Annotated in this window: 9 protein-coding genes; 7 read left to right on the top strand and 2 right to left on the bottom strand. The window is 64.7% G+C overall.

The genetic code is table 11. The features are described 5' to 3' along the window. Positions 1–50 precede the first annotated feature (50 nt). The 3 genes from A7A77_RS13125 to cysS are packed head-to-tail and all read left to right on the top strand — an operon-like array spanning position 51 to position 9,249. Complete coding sequence (locus A7A77_RS13125; protein ID WP_066558997.1) at positions 51–1,850, top strand: ShlB/FhaC/HecB family hemolysin secretion/activation protein; 1,800 nt, start codon at positions 51–53, stop codon at positions 1,848–1,850. Between the two features lie 11 nt (positions 1,851–1,861). After that, complete coding sequence (locus A7A77_RS13120; RefSeq protein WP_066558993.1) at positions 1,862–7,720, top strand: hypothetical protein; 5,859 nt, start codon at positions 1,862–1,864, stop codon at positions 7,718–7,720. Positions 7,721–7,770: 50 nt separating this feature from the next. Next, a complete protein-coding gene (gene cysS, locus A7A77_RS13115) occupies positions 7,771–9,249 on the top strand; it encodes a cysteine--tRNA ligase (RefSeq protein ID WP_066558989.1) in 1,479 nt (492 codons plus the stop codon). A gap of 124 nt (positions 9,250–9,373) precedes the next feature. On the opposite strand, the gene A7A77_RS13110 is transcribed toward cysS, so the two are convergent. Continuing rightward, positions 9,374–10,279 (bottom strand): YihY/virulence factor BrkB family protein, encoded by a 906-nt coding sequence (locus A7A77_RS13110; RefSeq protein WP_245638483.1) that lies wholly within the window; start codon positions 10,277–10,279, stop codon positions 9,374–9,376. A 254-nt stretch (positions 10,280–10,533) separates the two neighbouring features. Between A7A77_RS13110 and A7A77_RS13105 the strand changes: the two genes are divergently transcribed. Genes A7A77_RS13105 through A7A77_RS13090 form a run of 4 tightly spaced genes read left to right on the top strand, consistent with a single transcriptional unit; the run spans position 10,534 to position 20,319 of the window. Next, positions 10,534–11,949 carry a multiheme c-type cytochrome gene (locus A7A77_RS13105; protein ID WP_245638482.1) on the top strand — a complete coding sequence of 472 codons (1,416 nt, stop codon included), beginning with the start codon at positions 10,534–10,536 and terminating at the stop codon, positions 11,947–11,949. Further along, the gene (locus A7A77_RS13100) at positions 11,949–13,913 is read left to right on the top strand and encodes a heme-binding protein (RefSeq protein WP_066558987.1); all 1,965 of its coding nucleotides are present in this window, start codon (positions 11,949–11,951) and stop codon (positions 13,911–13,913) included. Before A7A77_RS13105 ends, A7A77_RS13100 begins: the two co-directional genes overlap by 1 nt. Further along, positions 13,913–15,811 (top strand): hypothetical protein, encoded by a 1,899-nt coding sequence (locus A7A77_RS13095; RefSeq protein ID WP_066558985.1) that lies wholly within the window; start codon positions 13,913–13,915, stop codon positions 15,809–15,811. Before A7A77_RS13100 ends, A7A77_RS13095 begins: the two co-directional genes overlap by 1 nt. Continuing rightward, entirely contained in the window at positions 15,811–20,319 is a 4,509-nt protein-coding gene (locus A7A77_RS13090) for a hypothetical protein (RefSeq protein ID WP_066558982.1), read from the top strand. The genes A7A77_RS13095 and A7A77_RS13090 overlap by 1 nt, the downstream gene beginning before the upstream one ends. On the opposite strand, the gene A7A77_RS13085 is transcribed toward A7A77_RS13090, so the two are convergent. After that, on the bottom strand, positions 20,316–20,933 hold the full coding sequence (locus tag A7A77_RS13085; RefSeq protein ID WP_066558979.1) for a 2OG-Fe(II) oxygenase: 618 nt from the start codon (positions 20,931–20,933) through the stop codon (positions 20,316–20,318). The two genes, A7A77_RS13090 and A7A77_RS13085, sit on opposite strands and share 4 nt — an antisense overlap. Positions 20,934–20,956: the final 23 nt, after the last annotated feature.

Raw genomic sequence — 20,956 nt, 5'->3', positions numbered from 1 at the left:
AACTGACAGGGGATGCGCCGGCGTGATTGTCCGGTGCAGCGGGAGGTACGATGACAAAGTTCGCACAGGTCCGGGCGATTGCAGGGCTAGCCATGACGGGAGCATCGTTGCTTCCCGCAGTCGCATTGGCGCAGGCCGCGCCGAGCGTGCCGCAAAATGCGCTGCCCAGCCGCGAGGAGATCGAACGCGGCGTGACCGAAGGCGCGCTGAGCGAGCTGGACAATTCGGCCATCGCCACCGGCGAAATCGAACGCGCGCCGTGCCCGCTGGCCGCGCCGGAGTTCGCGGACATCACCTTCACGTTGCAGAACGTGGTCTTCACCGGCCTTGAACCGTTCCCCGCCGGGTTGGACCTGTCGCCCGCATGGTCGGGCATGACGGGCAAGACGATGCCGGTCGCCGCCGTGTGCGAAGTGCGCGACCGTGCGGCTACGATGCTGCGGAACATGGGCTATCTTGCCGCCGTGCAGGTGCCGCCCCAGACGATCGAGGACGGCACGCTGCGGCTCGACGTGCTGGCCGCGCGCATCACGCGGTTGCAGGTAAAGGGCGATGCCGGTGCGAACGAAGGCATCCTGCTGCGCTATCTCTCTCCGCTGACCGAACAGCCGGTGTTCAATTCGCACGATGCGGAACGGACACTGCTGCTGACCCGCGATTTGCCGGGCATCGATTCGCGCCTGTCGCTGCGCCCTGTCGAAGGTAGCCCGGGCGAGCTGGTGGGCGAGGTTTCGGTACGCCGCCTGCCGTGGACGGCGGACGTGCTGGCGCAGAACTACAACAGCGATTCGACCGGGCCGTGGTCGCTGATGGGACGTGCGCGCTTTGCCGGATATACCGGCATGGGCGATGCGACGACGCTGTCGCTCGTCTATTCTAACGATTTCAAGGAACAGATGGTGTTCCAGGTCGGCCACGAATTCCGCGTCGGGCGCAATGGCCTGCGCATCGCGGGCGACTTCACATACGCCGATACCGAACCCACCATTGCCGGAACCAATCCGTTCAATTCGGAAACCGTCGCCGGAACGATCCGCGCCGATTATCCGATGGTGCGCAGCCGGACAGAGAACCTGTTCGTTGGCGGCGGGTTCGATATCGTCGATCAGGACGTGAAGTTCGGCGGCGCTACGCTGACGCAGGACAAGCTGCGCATTGCGTGGCTGCGCATGGATTTCGCCACGATCGATCCGCTGAGCGCGGACGGGCGCGGCGGCTATAACGCGGTGGAACCCAGGTTCGCCTTTGCCGGCGGGCTGGAACTGCGCCACGGCCTTGATGTGCTGGGTGCCAGCACCGATTGTTCGAAGAACTTCGCTGCCTGCGCGGGGCCGGACGGAAACTTCACCAGCCGTATCGATGGCGATCCGACAGCCTTCGTGCTGCGCGCCGATGCGAACGTCGCCTATCGTCCGGTTCCGGCCATCTCGCTGAACCTGCAGCCTCGTCTGCAATGGTCGCAGCATGCGTTGCTTTCCTATGAGGAAATGGCAGGCGGCAACTATACCGTCGGGCGTGGTTACGATCCGGGCACGGTGCTGGGCGACTCTGCCTTCGGGTTCCGTTCGGAAGTCCGCTACGGTTCGGCATGGCCCGAAGTTGCAGCGGGGCATGCCTTGCAGCCCTACGCCTTCTTCGATGCCGGCTGGTTCTGGAACGAGGATGCCGGGTTCGAGCAGTTCAATCCGGAAAAGCTTTACTCTGCGGGCGGGGGTGTCCGCGCGAACCTGATGGATCGTTACCGGATCGATGCGGCGCTGGCAGTGCCGCTTCGCGACACCCTTTTCGATCCCGACGCGAAGGGCGACGTGCGCGTGCTCGTCAGCCTGTCGATGCAGCTGGCGCAGTGAGGGGACCTGTGATGACACGTTTTGACATGAACGCCGGTATTTCGCAGGCACGGCGCAGGCGGCTGGGCCGCTTCCTTCTGGGCGGATCGCTGGCGGCTGCCGCCTTTGCGGGCGCAACTCCGGCACTGGCGCAAGTTGCGGGCACGGGCAGCGGCACTTTCGGTGTCACGGGCATTGCCGATGCCGGTTCGACGACGACGGTCACCATCGATCCGACGAAAACGGAAGCGCTGGTCGACTGGACTTCGACCGACGCGACCACGTTCCTGCCCGATGGATCGACGCTGGCCTTCGACAGCACCGGCGGCCAGTTCACCGTCCTTAACCGCATCACGCCCGTTGGCGGGACGACCAATCCGCTGCTGATCGATGGCGCGGTCACCGCGACATGGGCGAACGGGGCTGGCAATGTTTGGTTCTACAATCCCAACGGCTTCACCATTGGCGCCAATTCCAGCTTCGATGTCAACGGCCTGGTCTTCACGGCCAGCCCGATCACGACTGTCGATACCGTTGGCGAAACGCTGTTCGGCAGTGCGGGCGAAATCGGCTTCGGGCAGACGCTGAACCCCGATGCCGCGATCGTGTTCGAACAGCGCGTGGACAGCGAGATCCAGCTGCTGCGCCAGAACAGCTACCTTGCCGTTGTCGCTCCCCGGATCGAGCAGCACGCAGGGATCAACGTCAACGGCAGCGTTGCCTATGTCGCGGCAGAGGCGGCGACGATCAATGCGTCGGCGGGGCTCTTCGACATTACTGTCGACGTCGGCACGACCGATGCGAACGGCATCGTCCATGACGGCTATACCTATGGCGACATGCCGACTGCGCCGGGCAGCGCACAGTATTTCGTCGCCGTTCCCAAGAACGACCTGCTGACGATGCTGGTCACCGGCGGCGTCGGTTATGGTGAGGCTGCTGGCGTGACCGTGAACGACGGGCGTGTCGTGCTCTCGGCAGGCTACAATGTCACGGGCGGCGCGGTCGATACGGGTAGTGTGACAGCGGGTGCCAGCATCGATTTCTATGGCGTGGACGCCACCAGCGCGATCGAGGCGGCAGCAAGCGACACTGTCACCATTAGCGATTTCGGCAACGTGGTTTCCCTTCTGAAGCCGGCGAGCTTCAGTGCGGGCAGCACCCTGATCTTCGATCTCGGGTACACGACACCTGCCGTTGGCGACAATTTCGTGTCGAGCGATCTTGCGCTCAATTCCGATGGCGGCATGTTCATCAGCCTGCTGAACGGGGCCAGCTCCGACATTAGCGAGCTAACCGCATTCGCAACGGATTTCATCGACGCGACGGTCGACGAAGGGGCCAGCCTTTTCGTCGCAGACACCCTGACGCTGGCCTCGCTGGTGGATGGCGCGGGCGCGACGACGGGCGGCGACATCACGCTTACCGTAGGTGACGGCTCTGTCGATGCCTTTGCGCTCAACCTCGTCAGCCTCGCCTATTCCGATACTTCGGCAACCGGCGGCACAGTGACATTGCAGACGACCGATGCCAATGCGTCAGTTACCACGATTGATGCGGCCAATGTCTGGTCGCTCGGTTTCGGCAACAGCGGCAACACCGACGGGGCGAGCGGCAGCGGCGGTACGGCGCAAGTGCTGGTCGGCGGCGGTACGCTCGACTTCGGGTTGGACACCGGGGAGCTCTACGCGCTCAAAGTGCTGGCAGATGGCGGTGCTGGCGCGGCGGCTTCGGCAACGGGCGCAAGCGGCACATCGAGTGGCGGGACGGCAATCGTTGACGTCACGGCGGGAAGCCTGCGCAGTGACGGCATCATTGTTGGTGCCAGCGGGCTGAACTACACGCTGGTGTTCGATGCATTGGGCGATCTCGTGCCCGATTCCCGCGCGCAGGACGGTGACGGGTTCGCCTCGTTCGGCGGTGATGCATCCGTTTCGATCAGCGGCGGCGAGATTACCGGCGTGTTCGGCCTGTCGGGCGCAGACCTGCTGATCGCGGCGACGGGCACCGGCGGCGATGCATTCGGTTCCACCACCGCAGGCGGCACCGGCGGTGCGGGCGAAGGTGGTTCGGCCAGCTTCGTGCAGACCGGCGGTTCGGCCGATTTCGTTGCGCTGACGGTCGATGTTACCGGCACCGGCGGCAACGGGTCCGACACCAATGTCGAGACGGGCGAACTGCTTGGCGATGGTGGTGCGGGGCAGGGCGGTTCGGCGCTGGTGCAGCTTTCGGGCGGTACGACAGTGGTATCCGGCTTTGCGCCGGATGCAGTCTCCGTCCTTGCCGAAGGGTACGGCGGCGCGGGCGGCCTGGCGCTTAGCGGCACGGGCGGCACGGGCGGCGCAGGGCGCGGCGGCGATGCTGCGCTGGTTATCGACGGTGGCAGCCTGACCTCGCTTGACGCGAACGGCCAGCCGCAGCCCTTCGGCGTGCTGCTTTCTGCCGACGGTTTCGGCGGCATCGGCGGTACAGCCGAACCCTTCGTCAGCGCAACTGCCGGCGGCACGGGCGGCGATGGCTTCGGCGGGGATGTCGTTTTCGACTTCTCCGGCGGGGCGATGGACGCGGCAACCCTTGAACTGCGTGCGGTGGGCACCGGCGGTCAGGGCGGCGTCGACGGTAGCGGCGGCGAAAGCGGCCTTTACGCGGGTGCCGATGGCGGTGCCGGTACTGGCGGTACGGCCTCGTTCCTTGTCAGTGCCGATCTTGATCTGACGGTACTTCCCCAGTCGGTTCGCATTGACACGACCGCATATGGCGCGGGCGGCGAGGCCAGCGATACGGGTGACGGCGGCAACGGCGGCGATGCCTTTGCCGGCGACGTGATCCTGACGGTGGATGGCGCGGCCCTGACGACCGGTTCGCTCAGCATCAATGTCGATGCCAGGGCCGGGTTCGGTGGTGACACCTTCACGGCGGGTGCGACCGGTGGCGCGGGCGGCATTGGCGAAGGCGGCGACATCTCCGCGACCGTGATAAACGGCGGTTCGTGGGCCGATGCGAGCCTTCGCACGACATTGGAATCGTGGGGTTATGGCGGCTACGGCGGCAATTCCGCGAACGGCACCGGCGGGGCCGGTGGCGACGGTATCGGCGGCACGATCACGATCGGCGCGCTGGGCGGCGATATCGCCTTTGCACCGATCGATATTCTCGCTGTGGGATATGCCGCGGAAGGCGGCTTCGGCAGCGCAGGGTTCGGTGCGGACGGTGTGGCGACGGCAGGCACTATTGCCATCAGCGCGACCGAAGTCGGTGCCGATATAGGCTCGCTGCAGTCGGCCGATCTTTCCGCATATGCCTATGGCGCCCTGATCGAATCGACGGTCGCGGGCGGCACGATCACCCTGACCGACAGCACGAGCGGGGTCGTCTCGTTCGGGAACCTCTATCTCGACAACGGTTATGACGCGGGCCTGCTGCAGGGCGGGATCACCGTTACGTCGACGGCGAACCCGATCGAGGTTGCGAACTTTGCCGACATCTACGCATCCGGCGATCTGCAGATTCTCGTCGGCAGTGGTGCGGGCATTGATGCCGGCATTTTCTATGCGGCTGCCAACGGTGAAATCTCGATCGCATGTCTGACCGCGCTTTGCGGCGGCGCGGTTGGCGGAAGTTCCTCCACATTCGTCGAGACTCTCGGTTCGATCACGGTCGATGGCGCGGTAATTGGCTCGGGTGGTTTCACCGATGTCTACGTCGATGGCGGGGACCTCGTCCTGAACGGTGCGACCGTTACTGGCGATTCGACCTACATTTATACCTCGGGCTCGATCCTCGGCACGGGGACGATCTTCTCGAACGGCGACCTGTTCATCGATGTCGGTGGCAGTGTCGTTGCCGATGCGCTGATCACCAACGGTCTTATCCTGAACAGTTTCTCCAGCGAAACATCGTCCTCCTCCGCCTTCGGTTCAGGCTGGTATGTGTCGGAAATGGTCAACGTCGGATCGATCTACGTCGGCGGTGGCGACCAGCTGGTCGAAGCGGGCGGCGACATCACGATCGGCGATCTGGATGTGAACGGCAACGGGTTCGAGGCTTACGCCGGCGGCGCGCTGTCGCTTGGCACAGTCGTCAACGTCTCCGACCTCTACGGCTATGGCGACGGAATCACGTTCGACAGCCTGACGACGACGGGGTTGGTTTCGCTCTACTCGTTCGGAGACATCAACGGCGGAACGGTTTCGGCAGGTGGCGACGTCAGCCTCGCTGCCGACGGTGATCTCGTCGCATCGGGCGTCGACAGCGGCGGTTCGATTTTCCTCGGAGCCAACTCGATCACCGGCCTCGATATGCTTTCCGGGCCCGGCGTCATCACGGTCTATTCGGTCGAAAGTGTCGACTTCGCCAGCGTGTCGGCGGGCGGGGACGTTAACCTCTATTCCTACACCGGCTCGCTGAACGTCGATGACCTGGACGTCGGTGGCCTTGCCTATCTTGGTGGTACGTCGGTTGGTGTGGGGTCGAGCGGCAGCCTGATCGTCGCTGATGTCTTTGCCAGCGACGGCGATGTCGTCATCACATCCGTGGGCGATCTCACCGTGGATTTTGCGCGGGCGTCGGGAGACATTGAACTGACCTCCACCGGGGGCGGTGTGGCTGTTGGCAGTCTCTATGCGGGTGACATCTTCGTTGGCGAGCCGCTTGGCTCGATCGGAACACTGGCTGTCGCCATCCCCAGCCCGGGTGCAGGCAATATCGCCATCAACGCGGCAGGGGATGTCGATATCCTCGATACCGTGTCCGCGCCCGAATTCGTCGGCGTCGATGCGGGTGGGACGATATCCGTTCTGGGCATCGTGACCGCGCGGCAGATCTATATGTCCGCCGCCGATCTCGTCATCACACAGGGCGGCTTCATCGGTGACGGAGCCCTTACCGAAGACATCGACTTCGTCGCGACCGGCGATGCCGCGCTGGTGACGGGCGGGACCGGTTTCGTGATCGACGGGTTCGAGATCACGCAGATCGCGGGCATTGGCGACTTCTCGCTGACAGCGGCGGGTTCGCTCGATGTCGGCGGGTTCACCTTCTTTGCCGGTGACGGCGTGATCGGCGATGGCGGCACACTGGCGCTTGGCGCTGGCACGGACCTGTCGGTGCTGGGCAACCTGCTGCTCGACAATGCGGGCGCGGCCACGCTGGTGCTGTCGGCGGGCGGCGACATCCTCGTCAATGCCTCCACATCCAGCGTGCGGGTGCAATCGGGCGGCGTGCAGGCGGGCAGCCTGTTCCTGTTCGCCGACCGCATCATCGCGGGCAGCGCGCAGACCTTGTCCGACATCTCGACACTGGCCTTCCCGGACCTGGACGATGCGCTGGGCGTGCCGGTCATCGGGGACGGGCGCAGCCTGATCGAGGGAGGCTCGATCCTTGTTGATGCGGGCAGCTTCTATGTCGCCAATACCGGCGCGAATGACAGCTATGACGCGCGCCGCGGCATTCTGGCGAACAGCATGACGGTGACGCATTCGGGCGGCACCGTGCCCTATATCGTCATCAACGGCGTGGTGGGCGGTCAGGCCGGGCTCGACACCGCGTTCGTGATCGGCTTCCCCGCGTCCGGTGCGCCGGGATCGTCCGTGAACGGCTGTGAAATCTCGCTCGGCGGCGCGTGTGGGTCCACCATCGACAACGAGATCGTGAAGAACTTCATCGGTCAGGACCCGCCGCACGGCGTTCTGGACGGGGAGCCGCGCTCTACTATCGAGACGCGGATCATCACGCTCGACACGATCGAGCCCGAAGGGTTCCAGCCGCTGATCGACGAGCCGGTGACCGGCACCGGCAACGACGACTTGTGGGAAGACGGCGTGCTGGACGGCAAGCAGTGCCCGATCGACGTGCGGCGGGATGAGTGCGAGGAGCAGGCTGGCGGCGAGTGATGCTCGCCGCCGCTTGACCGCGCATTGAAACAGGGGGCAAAGGCGCGCGCATGACTGAAAGCGCAGACCATCCGCTGACCCTGTTCAACTCGCTGACCCGCAGGGCCGAGCCGTTCGTGCCCGTCCACGACGGCGAGGCGCGGGTCTATTCCTGCGGGCCGACGGTCTACAACTACCCGCATATCGGCAACATGCGCGCCTATGTCTTTGCCGACACGCTGGGCCGCGTGCTGACGTGGAAGGGTTTTGACCTGACCCACGTCATCAACATCACCGATGTCGGCCACCTGACCGACGATGCAGACGCGGGCGAGGACAAGATGGAGAAGATGGCGGCGGCAAAAGCCCAGTCCATCTGGGACATCGCGCGCCACTACACAGAGGCTTACTGGGCCGACGTGAAGGCGCTGAACATCCGTCAGCCGGCCAAGTGGACGATCGCGACCGACTATATCGACGAGATGCTGGAGTTCGCGAAGCAGATCGCGCCCAAGCACTGCTACGAACTCGACAGCGGGCTCTATTTCGACGTTTCGACTGTTGCTGATTACGGCAGGTTGGCCCGTGCGGTGACCGAAGAGGGTGAAGGCCGGATCGAGGCGGTGGACGGCAAGCGCAATGCCGCCGACTTCGCGATCTGGCGCAAGACGCCCGCGGGCGAGAAGCGCCAGATGGAATGGGACAGCCCCTGGGGCAAGGGCGCGCCGGGCTGGCATCTCGAATGCTCTGTCATGAGCGGCAAGGTGCTGGGCTTCCCCTTCGACATTCACACCGGCGGCATCGACCACCGCGAGATCCATCACCCGAACGAGATCGCGCAGAACCAGGCATTCTGCGAATGCGGCGCGCTTTCGGATGCGGCCAATTCGGGTGCGAACATCTGGATGCACAACAACTTCCTCGTCGAGCGTTCCGGCAAGATGAGCAAGTCGAGCGGCGAATTCCTGCGTCTGCAGCTACTGATCGACAAGGGATATCACCCGCTCGCCTACCGGATGTTGTGCCTGCAGGCGCACTACCGCAGCGAGCTGGAGTTCAGCTGGGAAGGGCTGGGCGCGGCGCTCGTGCGCTTGAAGCGTTTGCTGGGCGCGGCGCGTGGACTGCTGGAGGTGGTGACCGACGGGGTGACGCTGGCATCGGTGCGTGCGACCGTCACGCACCAGAAGCTGACGCCGCTGGTCGACAAGTTCGATGCGGCGCTTTCAGATGATCTCAATACTGCCGTTGCGCTGACCGTGCTGGAAGAAGCCGTCGCAGTGAAGAAGGTTGATCAGGAACAGAAGGCCTCGCTTGTCGGGGCGATGCTGTCGGCGCTCGGCCTGCCGCTGCTGCCGCGAGAGGATTTCCGCATCCGGCCCAAGGATGCGACTGTCGGGGAAAGCGAGATCGAGGCCGCGATGGAGCGCCGGAAGGCAGCGCGTGCGGACAAGGACTTCGCAACATCCGACGCGATCCGCGACGAGCTTGCGGCCAAGGGTGTGGAAGTGATGGACGGCGATCCGCTCGGGTGGGAGTGGCGCCTGAGCTGACCGCGCCGAAGCAAGGGGCGCACCGCGACCCGCAGATTCGAAGCGAGATCAGCCAAGGCCGGCCGGCGGGCCGCAAGGCCCGTTCGACGTCACGGGATTTATTCCCGTGACGGCCTCGAGCCGATCAAACTGTGGGAATATCCGGAGTGTCAGGGCGTTCGATAAGAGCGACATCGCACTCCGCCCCGATCAGGATCACGTAACTCGTCAGCCACAGCCATGTCAGCAGCACAACGACCCCGCCCAATGCGCCATAAGTCGCGTTGTAGTTGCCGAAGCTGGAAACGTAGAAGCTGAAGGCAAACGTGAGCAGCGTGGCCATCACGGCCGCCAGAATCGATCCGGGCGACAGCCAGCGCAGCGATACGTTCTGGCAGGCGGGCCCATATTTGAAGAGCAGCGCGAACGCACTCGCCATCGCGAGGATCAGGATCGCCCACGTCAGCACATGCCCCAGCATTGCCATCACGGCATTGCCCGGCGCGACCAGCGCTTCCAGCGCGCTGAAGGCGCCAAGCCCCGCGAAAAGCACGGCTGATGCTGTCGCTCCTCCGAATGTGATTGCCAGCGCGACGGCGTTCTTCTTCACGAAATTGCGTTCTTCGGGGCATTCGAATGCGACATTGAGCGCGATCATCATCGATCCCGCCCCGTTGCGCGCACCGAACAGGGCAAGGGCAAGCGCGATGGCCAGTCCGAATCCCTTGGCCGAGTCGGAGGTTTCGACAACCGATTCCAGCTGCCCCTTGATGATCGCGGCGGCAGAAGGCGGCAGGCTTTCGGAAAGCGCCGCGACATGCCGCGCCACCGTCCCGGGGTCGGCCAGTATGCCGTAAAGCATGACCATCGCGGCCAGCAGCGGCACCATCGCGAGGAACAGGTAGAACGCGACGCCCGCCGCGATCAGTCCCATGTTGTGTTCGCTGCTTCGTGCCCAGCCGCCCTTGGCAACCGAAAGCCAGTCTTTTGGCGAAAGCCCCGAGGGTGAGCCGTGGCGGCCCAGTCCCATGTCCCATGTGCGCTGTGTCATTGTTATAACCAAAGCACGCATTAAGGATGAGTTCCAGAAATCAGGTTGTGTCTCGCGCAACGGCTCTTTCACCAAGCGGGTGTAGGCAAGGGTATGGTATCCGTGCGCCATACCGATCCGAACCGTGCCCAACATGGTGATCAGGCGGGTTAAATTGTCGCGCGCGGGTTGAAAGTTCGGCGCGGTGCAAGCTAGGTTGCCTGCGGGCAGGGAAGGTTCCGCGAAAGTCGCGGCATCCGAGTGGGGGAATTGGCGTGGCAGACACTGCTGCACGACTGGCGCACATGGCCGAAAGGATCGGCCTGTCTCGTGCCACGCTCTTCGCGATTCTCGCTTGCGTGTTCATGGCGTCGGGCGCGTTGGGGGCCAGCTTCCTGGTCGCCGCCGAACCTGCAGAGGCGCAGGCCAGTCATGCCGACAGCATGAAGCGCCACCTTGGCGTGGCAAGCTGTGCGGGTTCGACCTGCCATGGCCGCTCGCTGGGCGATGGAGTCCCCGTCCGGCAGGACGAACTGCAGATGTGGCAGGAGGAATCCTCGCCAACCGGGGCGCATTCGCGCGCCTATCGCGCGGTGTACCAGCCGCGCGGACAGGCCATCGTCCGCCGGCTCGGCCTCGATTCTGCCGGAGTCGCGCGCGAATGCCTTGGCTGCCATGCCGAACCGGGTGCCTCCCGCGTAGAGGACGGCGTGGGGTGCGAGGCTTGCCACGGCGATGCCGGCGGCTGGATCGCCGGGCACTACACCGTGGGTACGAGCCACGAGCGCAATGTATCGCAGGGCATGACCGACCTTGCCGACCCGCAAGTGCGGGCGGGTGTCTGCCTCGATTGCCACTTCGGTGGCACGGCCGAGGGGCAGTTCGTGCACCACCGCATCATGGGGGCGGGCCATCCGCGTGTTTCGTTCGAGCTGGACCTGTTTTCCACCCTGCAACAGCACTGGAACGTCGATGCCGACTATGTTGAGCGCAAGGGTCGGCCCAATGCCCTGCGCACGTGGGCGGTGGGACAGGCAGAGTCGCTGAACCGCTCGCTCTCCCTGTTCGAAAAGCCGGGTCTGGCCAATGACGGCATGTTCCCCGAATTCTATTTCTTCGACTGCCACTCGTGCCATCGCCGCATTTACGACGGCGCAGATGCCCGCGCGACAAAAGTGGCGAACCCGTTCCGCCCGATTCCGCCGGGTTATCCGCCCTATAACGACGAGAACATGATTATGCTTGCCGCCGCGGTGCGTGTCCTTGCCCCCGATATGGCCGGTGCATACGACGGGCAGGTCAGGGCGTTTCACGGCGCGATGACGCAAGGGCGGGAACAGGCGGTGCTGGAAGCGGCGAAGATGCGGTCCACCGCTAAGGCGCTGTCGACACGGTTTGCAGGCTCTGCCTTCACCGATCGTCAGGGTTTTGCGATGCTGGATGCCATTGCCAGCGAAGCGGTTGCGGTGCGCTACACCGATTACGAAGGGGCGGTGCAGTCCGTCATGGCAATGGATACGCTGCTGTCGGGCCTCGTCACGCAAGGGGCGGTCAGCCAGGCGCAGGCGTCGTCGCTGCGGCTCGACATCAATCGTGCCTATGCCGCCGTGAAGGAACCGAACAGCTTCGATCCGCTGGCCTTCCGCGCCGCGCTGTCCAGCGCCGTGCGCGCCATCAAGGGTATGCGTTGATGGCGACAGGCCGGATCACGGCAACTTTGCCGGTCCTTGCAGCCTTCTCGCTGGCGCTGTCGGGTTGCGGCGGGGGCGGGGATGGCAATTCGGTGGGCGGCGTGACGCCGACGCCCTCGTCTTCGCCTGTCAGCGGCAGACTCTATTCCGATCCGGCGCAGGAATCGTTGTCGGCCACCGACGTTCAGCAGATCATCGCGCAGGCCGTGGGCGAAGCGCAGGCGAGGGGCCTGCCCAGCACGATCGCGGTGGTCGACCGCGTCGGCAACGTGCTTGCCGTGTTCCGCATGAACGGCGCGAACGACGATACGGTGACCAGCGCGTTCATCCCGTTCCTGAACGCGCAGAACAGCCCGCCGATCGACGCGCAGGGCCTGACCGTTCCCTCGGCCGCGGGCGCGATCGCCAAGGCCATCACCGGCGCTTACCTGTCCAGCGGCGGCAACGCGTTTTCGTCGCGCACGGCGAGCATGATCGTGCAGGAACACTTCCCGCCCGCGCCGACGACGCCGGGGCTGGAATCGGGACCGCTGTTCGGGGTGCAGTTCTCGCAATTGCCCTGTTCGGACCTTGTTGCGCGCGCGTCCGACGGCCTGATCGGGCCGAAGCGGTCGCCGCTCGGCCTTGCCGCCGATCCGGGCGGTTTTCCGCTCTACAAGAACGGCGTCGTCGTGGGCGGTGTCGGCGTGATGGGCGACGGGGACTATGGCCTCGATCCCAACGTGCTCGACGTCGATACCGATGCCGAGGAATATATCGCTCTGGCCGCGATGCAGGGCTTTGCCCCGCCGGAGAACATCCTTGCCAACCGGATCACGGTGGACGGTACGACACTGCGGTTTTCCGACGCCAAGGTCGCCAATCTTGCCGCGCTTCAGAGCAATTTCGCCGCCATCAACGGCGTGGCTGGCGCGCTGATCGCGATCAACGGATATACTGATGGCACGCTGATTGCGGGCACGGCATACGGCACCGAAAGCTCCGGCATCCGCCGCGCCAGCATGGCCGAATTCACGAACGAGGATGCCTTTGTCCTGACCGACGGAGCGGGCACCAACCGCTTCCCCGTGCGCGCCGCGACAGACGGGGCCGCTCATGCCCAGCCCCTTACGCAGGCGGAGGCGCGCGCGATCCTTGAAGAAGCGTTTGCGGTGATGAGCCGCGCCCGCGCGCAGATCCGCCGCCCGCTCGACAGCCGGGCGCAAGTCTCGATCAGCCTCGTCGACACATATGGCGAAGTGCTGGGCGTCGTGCGCAGCCCCGATGCGCCGATCTTCGGCACTGACGTGTCGTTGCAGAAGGCGCGCACGGCGACGTTCTTTTCCAACCCCGTTGCCGGTGCGCAGATGCTGGCCAACCCTGCCAGCGCGCCCTTTGTGCAGGCGGTACGCGATTTCCTTGGCGACCCGAATGCATTGACGGGCACGTTCGCGTTTGCCGACCGCAGCGGCGGCAACCTTTCGCGGCCCTATTTCCCCGATGGCGAACTGGGTCGACCGCACGGACCGTTCAGCCGTCCGATCGAGGATTTCAATCCTTTCGCCACGGGCCTTCAGGTTCAGCTGATAGCGGGCAACCTGTTGCAGCATGTCGGCTTCGTGCTGGGTATGAACGCCGATACCCCGCGCCAGTGCAGCGGCATTCCGGCGTCGCCCACGGGGCAGGTGCGCGTGGCCAACGGCATCCAGATATTCCCCGGCTCCGTTCCGGTTTACCGCGACGGCGTGCTGGTCGGCGGGATCGGCGTTTCGGGCGACGGCATCGATCAGGACGACATGATCAGCTTCCTCGGTACGCACAATGCAGGCGAACGGCTGGGCACGTTCGGCAATGCGCCGAAGGAGATGCGCGCCGACCGGATCGTGGTGGACCTTGGCGATGCGAGCGTGCGGCTACGCTATATCTCGTGCCCGTTCGCGCCGTTCCTCGATACGAACGAACAAAACGTCTGCGAGGGGCTATGATGGGCCTTGCGACCACGATCCTTCCGCTTGCCTTGATGGCGGCACAGGCAGAACCCGAAGCCGTGGCTCCGGTGCAGGATCCGGTCTTGCAGGATGCGGAGGAGGTGCCGATCGACGATCGCCGCCGCCCCGGCGTGCCGGCTGATCTTCCCGAAAGGATAGTGCAGGAAAACGACGGTGCCGTTCGCGCTCCGCCTCCCGAAGCGTTCTATCGCAAATACGATGGCTCGGAAGGCGACCTTACGCTCGACGTCGCGCTGCCCGATCGCGCGCGGATTACCTCTTCGCTGTGCCCAAAGGGCGGCGATAATTCGATTTACGCACTCTACCCGAACCTCGCGGCGATGTGCCATTCGAAGCTCGATCCCTTTCACCACAACCTGCTTAAGGGCGATCACCCGCTGGGCGACAAGCGCCCCGGCTTCCTGAAAGGTGACGACTGGTACCTGATCCTGACGGGTATCTCGGACACGGTGGTCGAACCGCGCAGCTTCCCCATTCCGGTCGGCGTGCAGACGACGGACCGGCCCGACAGCCTCGACGTGTTCGGACGCAGCGACAGCCTCGTGCTCGCACAGACATTCATTGCGGGTGTTTCGCTGCTGAAGGGCATGACCGCGTTCAAGCCGCCGACGGTGGAATACCGCGTCACTGTGGCGGGCCAGTACAACTATGTCGACGTACCCGAACGCCGCGTGCTCGAGGTCGAGCCGAGCGAGGACAGCGAGCGGCACGACTTCTTCATCGGGCTGCAGGAAGCCTTCGTCGATTACCACATCGGCCGCTTCGATTCGAAGCGCTACGACTTTTTCTCGGTCCGCGCAGGCATTCAGCCGTGGCAGTCGGATTTTCGCGGTTTCCTGTTCCAGGACAACCAGTTGGGCATCCGTTTCTTCGGCAATCGCGACAACAATCGCTGGCAATTCAATGCCGCCGCGTTCTGGCGCGTCGAAAAGGACACGAACTCGGGCCTCAACGACATTACGCAGAGCCTGCGTGACGATTACGTTTTCACCGCGAACGTCTACCGGCAGGATTTTCCCGTCGTCGGCATGACGAGCCAGCTTTCGCTGACCTACAACATGAACCGCGAGGCGGGCGATATCGAGGTCGACAAGAACGGCTTTCCGGTGCGGCCCGCGCTGCTGGGCAACCTTCGCGGGCGGGACTACGACGTCCTCTACGTCGGCCATGCCATGGACGGGCACTTCGGCCGCGTGAACGTGACGACGCAGCTTTATGGCGCTTTCGGCGAGGATCGGGACGACATCTTCACCGACGATGCCTCGAAAATTCAGGCGTTCTTCGCCGCGGCAGAGGCAAGCTACGACGTCGACTGGCTGCGTTTCCGCCTCTCGGGCCTCTATGCCAGCGGCGACAGCGATCCTTACGATGGCAAGGAGACCGGCTTCGACGCGATCTTCGAAAATCCCGTCTTCGCAGGGGCCGACACGTCCTACTGGATCCGCCAGACCATCCCCTTTGCGGGAGGCGGGCGCGCCGTCGCGGTCAACGGGCGCAACGGCATCCTGAACTCGCTACGGTCCAGCAAGGAGCAGGGGCAATCGAACTTCAACAATCCGGGCACGGTACTGCTGGGCGCAGGGATCGATGCCGACCTGACGCCCGACATCCGCGTTTCAGCCAACTGGAACCACTTGTGGTTCGACAGCACCGAAGTCGTGCAGGTCCTGCGCTCCGAAGGCTCGATCCCCAAGGCAATCGGGCATGACGTGTCGATCGCGGGCATCTGGCGCCCCTGGGCGAACCAGAACGCGGTGATCCGCCTGTCGGGCGCGGTGTTCGATCCGTCGGACGGCTTCGGCGACCTTTTCGTGGCGCGGGGCCGCGATGACAGGTTCTATTCGGTCCTCGCCAACGCGACGTTTGCTTTCTGATGGCCGCCACCATGCATACCAGCCGCGCCCATCCCCTTTTGGGTCGGCTCATCCTGATCCTCGCGGCAATCCTGCTGCCCGCTGCGCTCATGGCCGCGGGCGGAGAGACGCCGCAGGACGTGAAGCACACCCGCGCCGCGCCCGCGCCCAAGGGGCAGCCGGGCGACACGCTGGCCGAGAACTGGGCTTACGTCGATCAGCAGAATACCGGATGCGTGTCGTGCCACACCGCCAGTGATCACAAGACTATGCACGCCAGCCCCGCCGTCGTGCTGAGCTGCACGAACTGCCACGGCGGCGATTCCGCGATCCAGGCCGCGCCCGAATGGCCGCACGACGGCATCGACTACATGGCCGCGATGAAGGCCGCGCACGTCCTGCCGAAATATCCCGCCGGCTGGAACTGGCCGTCGAGCGCGAACCCCGAACGATCCTATGCGCTGCTGGCCAAGGAAAGCCCGGAATTCGTCCGCTTCGTGAACCCGTCCGATTACCGCGTGGTGCGCGATGCCTGCGGCGCCTGCCATATCGAGATCATCGAGGCGTCGGAGCGCAGCCTGATGTCGACCGGCGCGATGCTGTGGGGCGGGGCCGCCTACAACAACGGAATCGTGCCGTTCAAGAACTACATCTTCGGCGAAAGCTACACCCGCGACGGTGAGCCTGCCCTGCTGAAAAGCGCCAGCCGCGAGATCGGCCCCGATGGCAAGCCGATGTGGGGCACGGTGACGGAAGAGGAAAAGGCGCGAGGCGCGCTGCCCGTGCTCTATCCGCTGCCGATGTGGACGACGGTGCCGCCGGGCGACATTTTCCGCGTGTTCGAGGATGGCGGCCGCACGATCAACCCGCAGTTCCCCGAAATCGGCCTGCCCAATCCGACCGGCCTGATCCAGCGACTTGAGGAGCCGGGACGGCCCGATCTCAAGCAGTCGAACCGCGGCCCTTCGACCGGGCTTCGCGTGGCGATCCCGGTGCTGAACATCCACAAGACGCGTCTCAACGACCCGTTCCTCTACCAGATGGGCACGAACGACCAGCCTGGCGACTATCGCTCTTCCGGCTGCGCGGCGTGCCACGTGATCTACGCGAACGACCGCGAACCGCGCCACTCGATGAACTATGCCCAGTGCGGGCGCGACGGGCAGACGGTGACGGCGGACCCGACGATCAATTCCCTGCGCGAAGGCCGCCATCTGGAAGGCGCATACGGCACTTACGACGCGGCAGAGCACGAGGCGCACGGCAAGGTGCAGGGCTCGGTGCTCGACACGCATCACGGCGCGAAGGGCTACACGGGCAAGGAAGGTGCGAGCGAGGCCGATTGCCGCGCCGCCACGATGTCCGCGCAGCAGGTCGCTTTCGGCCCGGCAGAAGGCGTCGCCCCGCACGGCACGGCCAAGGCCCACGCGATGGACAAGGCCGAAGCCCATGCCGCCGCTGGCCTCGACGAACATGGCCAGAAGGCAGTGGGTCAGTCCGGACCGGTCCCCTTCAACGAGCGTGAGCGTGGACACCCGCTGGCGCATACTTTCACCCGCGCCATCCCGACCGCGCAGTGCATGAACTGCCACATGCACCAGCCGAACATCTTCCTGAACACCTACCTCGGCTACACGATGTGGGACTATGAAAGCGATGCGCCGCAGATGTGGCCGGGGCCGGAAAACACCGCCCCGCGCCCCGAGGGCATGGGCGACGAGGACTATGCGGCGCTGTTCAAGCAGCAGTATTACCCGACCGCGAAGGAGAAGCGCGAAGTGCTGGACCGCAACCCCGAAGGCGCATCGCCCTCGGGTCTGTGGCGCGATGTCGAGTTCCTGCGCAACGTCTATGACCTCAACGAGACGAACGAGGATACGCAGTTCGCCGATTACCACGGCCACGGCTGGAACTTCCGCGCGATCCTGAAGCGCGACCGGCGCGGGAACCTGCTCGATGCTGATGGCGACATGTCAAGCTATGGCACCGACACCGCGCATATCGTGGACGAAAGCGACCCCGAGAAATGGCGCAAGGCGGGCGAGGGTAAGTTCGTCCCCGCCGGCGACAATCCGGGCAAGTCGGTCCACATGATGGACATCCACGCCGAAAAGGGAATGCAGTGCGCCGACTGCCACTTCGCGCAGGACAGCCACGGTTCGGGCCTGATCTACGGCGAAGTCGCCAATGCGGTCGAGATCGGGTGCAAGGACTGCCACGGCACGGCCGATGCCTATCCGACTCTTAAGACCAGCAACATGGCCGCGCCGCCCGAAGGGCACAACCTGGCCCTGCTGCGCAACATGGACGGCAAGCCGCGTTTCGAGTGGTTCTCCGACGCCAGCGGGCGCAAGGTGCTGATCCAGCGTTCGATCATCGACCCCGATCTCGAATGGCAGGTCAGCCTCGTGAAGGATTCGGTCGATGCGCGCTGGCAGGGCGTGACCGATACGCTGGGCAAGCCGGTCTTCAATCCCAAGGCCGCGCGCGCCAAGTTGATGGCGAAGTCGGCGTCCGAAACCGGCGAATACACCTTCGGCACCGGCGTCGCGAAGGCGGACCGCGCGCATGACGATGACGACATGGCGTGCTTCACCTGCCACCTTGCCTGGACGACGAGCTGCGCGGGCTGCCACTTGCCGATCGAGGCGAACTGGAAGTCCTCGATGCACAAGTACGAGGGTGAGGACACGCGCAACTACGCAACCTACAACCCGCAAGTCGCGCGCGACCAGATGTTCCAGCTGGGCCGCCACCAGACCACGAAGGCTAGCGGCGAGGAACCGGACAAGGGCATCATCGCCCCGATCCGCTCGACCTCGGCGCTGATCCTGTCGTCGACCAACATCAACCGCGAACGCATCTATGTGCAGCAGCCGCCGATCAGTGCGATCGGATACTCGTCACAGGCGTTCGCGCCGCACTTCCCGCACACCGTCCGCAAGAACGAGACGAAGCAGTGCACCGACTGTCACGTGAGCGAGGAGGACGATAACAACGCGATTCTATCGCAGCTGCTCCTGCTCGGCACGAACTACGTGAACTTTGTCGGGCTTCACGCATTCACCGGCCTCGAAGGCGGGTTCGAGGCGATCCGCGTGACCGAATGGGACGAGCCGCAGGCGGTGATCGGGTCGTACCTGCACCGCTATGCCTATCCCGATTACTGGCGCGCCCATGTCGAGGATAACGGCCGCGAGCTGAAGGAATGGACCCGCGGGCCGATTGCGGACGCGAACCTGTCGGGCGAGACGAAGCAGCGCGAGCTGTTCCGCAATGTCGTGCAAGGGACGCCCGATGCCGTCCGGTGCCTGCAGATGCGCGGCGAATACATGTTCGTGGCGCAGGGCAAGGGCGGATTTTCGGTCTATGACATCGCGTCGGTCGGCAACAAGGGCTTCTCGGAAAGCATCACGAGCGCGCCGTTCAGCCCGCTGGGCCATGACACGCGGGTTACGACGAATAACGCGACCTGCATGGCGATCCCGACCAATCAGGCGATCGCGCCGACGCGCAACACGCCCGAACTACGCGGTGCGAACCAGGAACAGCCGTTCAGCCCGGTCTATTCCTACGCCTTCGTCACCGATAGCGAGGAAGGCCTGATCGCGGTCAATGTCGACACGATGGCTGACGGCGAATTCCGCAACAACTTCCTGTCGCGGGCCTTCACCTTCAACCCCGATGGCGTGCTGACGGGCGCGCGGCACATCACGCTGGCGGGCGACTATGCCTATGTCGTGACGGATCGCGCGCTGGTGACGGTTCACTTGCCCAAGCCATGGTCGCTCAAGGCGCCGTGCGAGGTCAGCGCCAAGAAGGGGGGCGAAACCTGTCTCGATCCCAGGGTGACGAGCGTCGTGCCGCTGAATGATCCGCGCGCGACGGCGGTGCAGTTCCGCTACCTATGGGCGACGACCGCGAACGGGCTGGAACTGCTCGACGTGACGGACTTGGCACAGCCCAAGCCCGTGGCAGGCGCGACCGTGCCGCTGGCCGATGCGCGCCGCGTCTATCTTGCCCGCACATTCGCCTATGTCGCGGCGAAGTCCGAAGGTCTGGTGATCGTCGACATCACCGCCCCGCGTCGCCCCACGGTGCTGGAGAAGTTCACTGCCGGCGGCACGCTGACCGATGCAGAGGACGTGATCGTCGGCTCCACCAATGCCAGCGCATTTGCCTATGTCGCGGACGGCGTGAACGGGATGAAAGTGCTGCAGCTGACCGACTTCGAACGCACGCCCGGCGTCTATGGCTTTGCGCCGGTACCGAAGCCGACGCTGATCGCCTGGGCCAAGACGCCTTCGCCGGCACTAGCGCTCAGCAAGGGGCTCGACCGCGATCGCGGGGTGGACGAAACCGGTGGCCAGATCGCGGTGTTCGGCCGCCTTGGCAGCCGCCCCTTCCGGCGGGACGAGATGGAGCGCCTGTTCCTGAACTCGCACGGGCAGGTCTATCGCGTGTCGAACACGGTGGACATGGCCCGCTGGGTTGGCGCGAAAGCTCCCGTCGCCTTGGCGCGGAACTAGGCTGAAGCCGGTTTAGCCCGGTTGATCCAGCAGTTCACCGCAAAACGCGCATCTGCGAATGCGTTGCCCGCCACCGACACCGGCATCACCTCGTGCACGGCGATCGAGGAGAAGCAGGTGAGGCGATTGTCGCGCGCCTCGACCAGACGCACCGGATCGGGGTTCGGGCCGAAGGCAAATATCGCCAGCTCGCCGCCGGTGAAATGCCGCGGCTGCCGGTGGAAGTAATAGACAAGGCTGAGGATGCGGACCCCCTCCCGCCGGGAAGCCGTGCCTTGCGTATGCGTGTCGATATGCCGCTTGTAAAAGGCACCGTCGCGATGGGCGACCAGCTCCATTTCGAACAGAGGCCGTTCGGGGGGCGGCGTGCCGAGCGTTGCCGAGATTTCGGGTAGCACCGCTGCGACGCAGGCGCGGAACCGGTCCTTTATCGGGCCAAGGCCGTCGCGGTGCACCAGGGCGCAGCGATAACCTTCCTCTGCCACACCGTCATCGACGCCGGCTGTCGAGGCGGGGCGGAAGCGGTCCTCTTGCGACAGGGCATATTCCAGCAGTTCGCCATGAAGACCGGCGGGCAGGAAACTGTCGCGGATGACGGTGCCGGGTACGATCATGGATGGTCTGCATTCCCCTTGCC

Origin of the sequence: Croceicoccus bisphenolivorans (assembly GCF_001634625.1) — a bacterium.
In the GTDB taxonomy this organism is placed as follows: domain Bacteria; phylum Pseudomonadota; class Alphaproteobacteria; order Sphingomonadales; family Sphingomonadaceae; genus Croceicoccus; species Croceicoccus bisphenolivorans.
Note: the sequence above shows the minus strand (reverse complement) of the source record. Positions and strands in the feature narration are given on the sequence as shown.

Excerpts from the sequence above, each read along its gene's own strand:
- A7A77_RS13125 (WP_066558997.1), top strand. The coding sequence starts at position 51 with ATGACAAAGTTCGCACAGGTCCGGGCGATTGCAGGGCTAGCCATGACG.
- A7A77_RS13120 (WP_066558993.1), top strand. The coding sequence starts at position 1,862 with ATGACACGTTTTGACATGAACGCCGGTATTTCGCAGGCACGGCGCAGG.
- cysS (WP_066558989.1), top strand. The coding sequence starts at position 7,771 with ATGACTGAAAGCGCAGACCATCCGCTGACCCTGTTCAACTCGCTGACC.
- A7A77_RS13110 (WP_245638483.1), bottom strand. The coding sequence starts at position 10,279 with ATGACACAGCGCACATGGGACATGGGACTGGGCCGCCACGGCTCACCC.
- A7A77_RS13100 (WP_066558987.1), top strand. The coding sequence starts at position 11,949 with ATGGCGACAGGCCGGATCACGGCAACTTTGCCGGTCCTTGCAGCCTTC.
- A7A77_RS13095 (WP_066558985.1), top strand. The coding sequence starts at position 13,913 with ATGGGCCTTGCGACCACGATCCTTCCGCTTGCCTTGATGGCGGCACAG.
- A7A77_RS13090 (WP_066558982.1), top strand. The coding sequence starts at position 15,811 with ATGGCCGCCACCATGCATACCAGCCGCGCCCATCCCCTTTTGGGTCGG.
- A7A77_RS13085 (WP_066558979.1), bottom strand. The coding sequence starts at position 20,933 with ATGATCGTACCCGGCACCGTCATCCGCGACAGTTTCCTGCCCGCCGGT.